The sequence below is a fragment of the Mycobacterium sp. TH-M25 genome (assembly GCF_057473665.1).
Genome location: NZ_JBYCLA010000474.1, coordinates 1 through 4,681, shown reverse-complemented (window position 1 = coordinate 4,681; position 4,681 = coordinate 1). Strand labels below are relative to the sequence as shown.

The following is a 4,681-nucleotide window of genomic DNA, read 5'->3' as shown; positions in this document are numbered from 1 at the left end:
GGTCAGCCCGAACGCAATCAAGACCTGGCGTGAGGGCGAGGTCCTCTCCGGCGCTAAGTCTGATGCCGCCGACGCCGAAGTCATCGCCGAATATCTGCGGCTGCGTCAACACCGGCTGCACGTCGCCGCTCCCTATAGCGATGCCACCATCGCCGCCCGCACCGTGGTACGCACCCGCACCGACCTCGTCGAGCAACGAGTGGCGGCCACTAACCAGCTCTCGGCGCTCCTCGAAGCCTACTGGCCCGGGGCTAAGGCCATCTTCGCCGACGTGGAATCCCCAATCAGCCTGGCCTTTTTGACCCGTTACCCCACTCCGGCTTCCGCTATGCACCTGGGTGAGAAACGGCTGGCCGCCTTCCTGACTAAACAGGGCTACTCCGGGCGCCGCCACCCAGAAGTACTGCTGGCCCGGCTGCGCCAAGCCCCCACCGGTTCCACTGGCACCGCCGTCACCGCGGCACTGGCCGACACCGTCGCCGCCCTGGTCGGCGTGCTGAGCGCACTCAACACCGCCATCAAGAACCTGGATCGCTCGGTGGCCGCCCGACTCGAAGAGCACCCGGACGGCAAGATCTTCACGTCGCTGCCAAGGTCGGGTCAAATCAACGCCGCCCAGATGCTCGCCGAGTGGGGCGACTGCCGCCAAGCCTACGACGGCCCCGACTCGATCGCAGCCCTGGCAGGATGCACACCAGTCACCAAAGCCTCCGGCAAACACAAGGCCGTGCACTTCCGCTGGTCCTGCAACAAACGATTCCGCCAAGCCATCACCACCTTCGCCGACAACAGCCGCCACGAAAGCCAATGGGCCGCACACATCTACAACCAGGCACGAACCGCGAACAAAGACCACCCCCACGCCATACGCATCCTCGCACGAGCCTGGATCCGCATCATCTGGCGCTGCTGGCAAGACGGCATCCCCTACGACCCCGCCCAACACGGCGCCGCAACCAAACTCAGCCCAACCCCAACTGCCGCCTGAGGTTGACACAGGGAGTGTCATGCGTTCTCCTCATGTTCGGACAACTGGAACCAATAGAATCCGTGTCCCGGCAGCGTCAGCAGATACGGCAGGTGGCCGATGCGCGGAAACTCCACCTGCCCGGTCAGCTCGACCGGCGTGTAGCCGTTCCAATACTGCAGGTTCAGTTCGATGGGCTGTGGGAACCGCGATAAGTTGTTGACGCATAGCACCGTGTCGCCATGACCAGCTGTTTGGCGTATGAAAGCCAATACTGACGGGTTCGAGCCACCTAACTCCTGGACAGTCCCAATGGCAAAGGCGTCGTGCCGTCGGCGAACCGCCAGCATGGTGCGAGTGAAGTTGAGCAGCGACGTGGAGGTGTCGCGTTGCGCCTCTACGTTGACAGCCTGGTAGCCGTAGACCGGATCCTGGCTGGGCGGCAGATACAGCCGGCCCGGGTTAGCCGAAGAGAAACCGGCATTGCGGTCCGGTGTCCACTGCATCGGGATACGCACCCCGTCGCGATCTCCCAACCAGATCACGTCGCCCATACCGATCTCATCGCCGTAGTACAGGACCGGGGAGCCGGGCAACGACAGCAGTAACGCGGTGAACAGCTCGATTTGGTTACGGTCGTTGTCCAGCAGTGGCGCCAGCCGGCGCCGGATTCCGACATTCGCCTTCATCCGTGGATCCTTGGCGTACTCGGCATACATATAGTCGCGTTCTTCATCGGTGACCATTTCCAGCGTCAACTCGTCGTGGTTGCGCAGGAAAATCCCCCACTGAGCCATCTCCGGGATCGGCGGTGTCTGGGCAATGATCTCCGAGATCGGGAACCGCGACTCCCGGCGCACCGCCATGAAGATGCGCGGCATCAGCGGGAAGTGAAACGCCATGTGGCATTCGTCGCCCCCGGTGCTGGCGTCGCCGAAGTACGCGACCACGTCTCCTGGCCACTGATTGGCTTCGGCTAGCAACACCCGTCCCGGAAATTCGTCGTCGATCACTTTGCGGACGCGCTTGAGGAAAGCGTGCGTCTCAGGCAAGTTCTCGCAATTGGTGCCCTCACGCTCGAAGAGGTAGGGCACCGCGTCTAGCCGAAACCCGTCGATACCCAGGCCAAGCCAAAAGCGGAGAACGTCGATCATCGCCTCTTGCACGCCCACGTTGTCGTAGTTCAGATCCGGCTGGTGGGAGAAGAACCGATGCCAATAGAACTGGCGGCGGACCGGGTCGAACGTCCAGTTCGACTCTTCGCTGTCGACGAAGATGACTCGGGCTTCAGTGTATTTCTCGCTGGTGTCGCTCCACACGTAGTAGTCGCCGTATGGCCCGTCAGGATCGCGGCGAGACTCCTGAAACCATGGATGCGATTCAGAGGTGTGGTTCATCACCAGATCGGTGATGACCCGGATACCCCGCCGGTGCGCGGCGTCCACCAACGCGACGAAATCGTCGACGGTCCCGAACTCGGGCAGCACCTTGTAGAAGTCTCGGATGTCATAGCCGCCATCACGCAGCGGCGAGTCGTAGAACGGCGGCAGCCAGATGCAGTCGATGCCGAGCCATTGCAGGTAATCCAGGCGGTCTATGAGTCCCCGCAGATCTCCACAACCGTCGGCACTAGCGTCGTAGAACGCCCGGACCAACACCTCGTAGAAGACAGCGTGCTTGAACCAGGTCGGGTCGGCGGGCAGTACGGCGGCGTTACCGAAGTCCTCGACACTCGGATGCTCGACCACACCCCCTTCGACGTGACTGCCCCCCGCGGGATCGTGCTCACCAGCCTCAACGGGATGGACTGCGTCGTTCATCAAACCCACGATGCCACGGGTACCCGAGGCGGTACACCGGGAATCAGGCCTGAGATCAGATACCACTCCACACGAATTGGCTGGCCGGCGGCCAACATCCGACCGGATATCAGGCTGGAGGTCCTTCCGCCAACGTCACATTCGCGGTGCGGTCACCGCCTCCCGCAGCGCGATAGTTCACCGCGACGGTGTCGCCGGGGTGATGCGGCACGAGGACATCCGACATCGCGGTGGCCCCGTTGACGGGGACGCCGTCGACCGAGGTGATGACGTCACCCACGGAGATCCCGGCCGCTCCGGCGGGACCGGTTTCGACCACACGCGCAACCCGTGCCCCGTCGCCGTTGTTGTCGACAACGCCCAAGCCGAGGAAGGCCGTCGGGCCGATGTGCACGGTATTCGACCCGGCCCCGGACCGGATGGCGCCGACGACCGCCATCGCCCGACCGATCGGAATGGCGAAGCCCTGCCCGCCCGACATCTTGTAGTTGTCGGTAGCAGCAGTGTTCATGCCGACCACCTGACCGCCGCTGTTGACGACGGGCCCACCCGAGTCGCCGGGCTTGATCGGGGCGTCGACCTGGATCAGCCCGGACAACGTCTCTTGGGCGCCGGTCAGAGCCTCAGACGCTTGGACGGTCTGGTTAAGTGCGACGACACGACCCGGCAGCACGCTGGGTGCTCCACCCTGGCCACCCGTGTTGCCCAGCGCCACGATCGGTTCGCCGATCACCACATCGCCACCGATAACGGCGGTGGGCAGGTTGCTCGCGCCACGAAGCTGCAGCACCGCCACGTCCTCGGTGCGGTCGTAGCCGACCACGTTGACGCCGTAGGTTTTGCCGTTCCCGACATCGAACGCCTTGATATCGGTAGCACCCGCGATCACGTGATTATTGGTCAGCACGGCACCGTTGGGGTCGATAACGATTCCCGTTCCGGCTCCCACCGCGCTGTTGTACCCGAATTTGGTGCTGATGTTGACCACCTGCGGCGCAACCATCGCGCCGGGATCGAGCGGCAGGGGTGGCCGGTCGCTGAACCGGTCGAGCGCCAGAGTGGACGGCCCAGACGACGGTGTGGCGGACGCCGGCGCCGCGGCCAGGCCCAGGCCCAGCGCCAGCGCGGCCAGCACGCTGACCAACCTTGACCACCAGAGTGAACGGTGGGACCGTTTGCTCATCCCGTAACCTCCTGCATCCAGCTAAGAACCAGAATTGTCCCAGCCTTTGGGTCTGGGCGGCACGACTTTGTGTACATCAAGCTAATGCAGATTGCTATCAGCGACACATTTGGGATATTGCTCCGGGCCGCCGAGGGGACGCTTCCGGACCGCCAAGGTCGCTGTCAGACGACTAGCGCGGCCCTAAGCTGACACGGTGCGGGAATTCGACCCGAAGGTCCGGCTCACACAGTCCCCGGTAGCACGACTGGCCACCGTCACACCCGAGGGCATGCCGCATCTGGTGCCAGTCGTCTTCGCAGTCAGCCAGGACGTCATATATACCGCCGTCGATGCGAAGCCGAAGACAACACAACGGCTGCGGCGCCTGACCAACATCGAGAACAATCCACAAGTCAGCCTGCTCGTCGACCACTACACCGACGATTGGACGCAGTTGTGGTGGGTCCGCGTCGACGGTGTCGCCACGATCCACCCAGACGGCACGGTGATGCATACCGCATACCGGCTGCTTCGCGCCAAATACGCTCAGTACCAATCGATTCCGTTGAACGGGCCGGTAATTGCGGTTGTCGCGCGCCGCTGGTCCAGCTGGCACGCCTAAGCAGACCCGGTTCGACACGGGCGGCCGGTGTCATGACCCAACCCATTTGCACCCGGCTGTCGGCCTTGTGTTGCGCGGCCGTTGGGGGAAAAGTTGCTTACTGCGTC

4 protein-coding genes are annotated in these 4,681 nt (G+C 63.5%); 2 read left to right on the top strand and 2 right to left on the bottom strand.

The genetic code is table 11. The annotated features are described in order from the left end of the window. Positions 1 to 988 (top strand): IS110 family RNA-guided transposase (locus tag AC2VOU_RS16095; protein ID WP_486958272.1); only part of this gene is annotated, 988 nt, incomplete at its 5' end. Between the two features lie 17 nt (positions 989 to 1,005). Here the strand turns inward: AC2VOU_RS16095 and treS are convergent. Further along, positions 1,006 to 2,787, bottom strand: a complete 1,782-nt coding sequence (treS, locus tag AC2VOU_RS16090) for a maltose alpha-D-glucosyltransferase (RefSeq protein ID WP_486958271.1) — start codon at positions 2,785 to 2,787, stop codon at positions 1,006 to 1,008. Positions 2,788 to 2,896: 109 nt separating this feature from the next. Continuing rightward, complete coding sequence (locus tag AC2VOU_RS16085) at positions 2,897 to 3,970, bottom strand: S1C family serine protease (RefSeq protein ID WP_047314525.1); 1,074 nt, start codon at positions 3,968 to 3,970, stop codon at positions 2,897 to 2,899. Positions 3,971 to 4,166: 196 nt separating this feature from the next. Between AC2VOU_RS16085 and AC2VOU_RS16080 the strand changes: the two genes are divergently transcribed. Further along, positions 4,167 to 4,574 (top strand): TIGR03668 family PPOX class F420-dependent oxidoreductase, encoded by a 408-nt coding sequence (locus tag AC2VOU_RS16080; RefSeq protein WP_047314526.1) that lies wholly within the window; start codon positions 4,167 to 4,169, stop codon positions 4,572 to 4,574. Positions 4,575 to 4,681: the final 107 nt, after the last annotated feature.

Bases quoted from the DNA above. Each gene is read 5' to 3' on its own strand.
- treS (WP_486958271.1), bottom strand. From the start codon at position 2,787: ATGAACGACGCAGTCCATCCCGTTGAGGCTGGTGAGCACGATCCCGCG.
- AC2VOU_RS16085 (WP_047314525.1), bottom strand. From the start codon at position 3,970: ATGAGCAAACGGTCCCACCGTTCACTCTGGTGGTCAAGGTTGGTCAGC.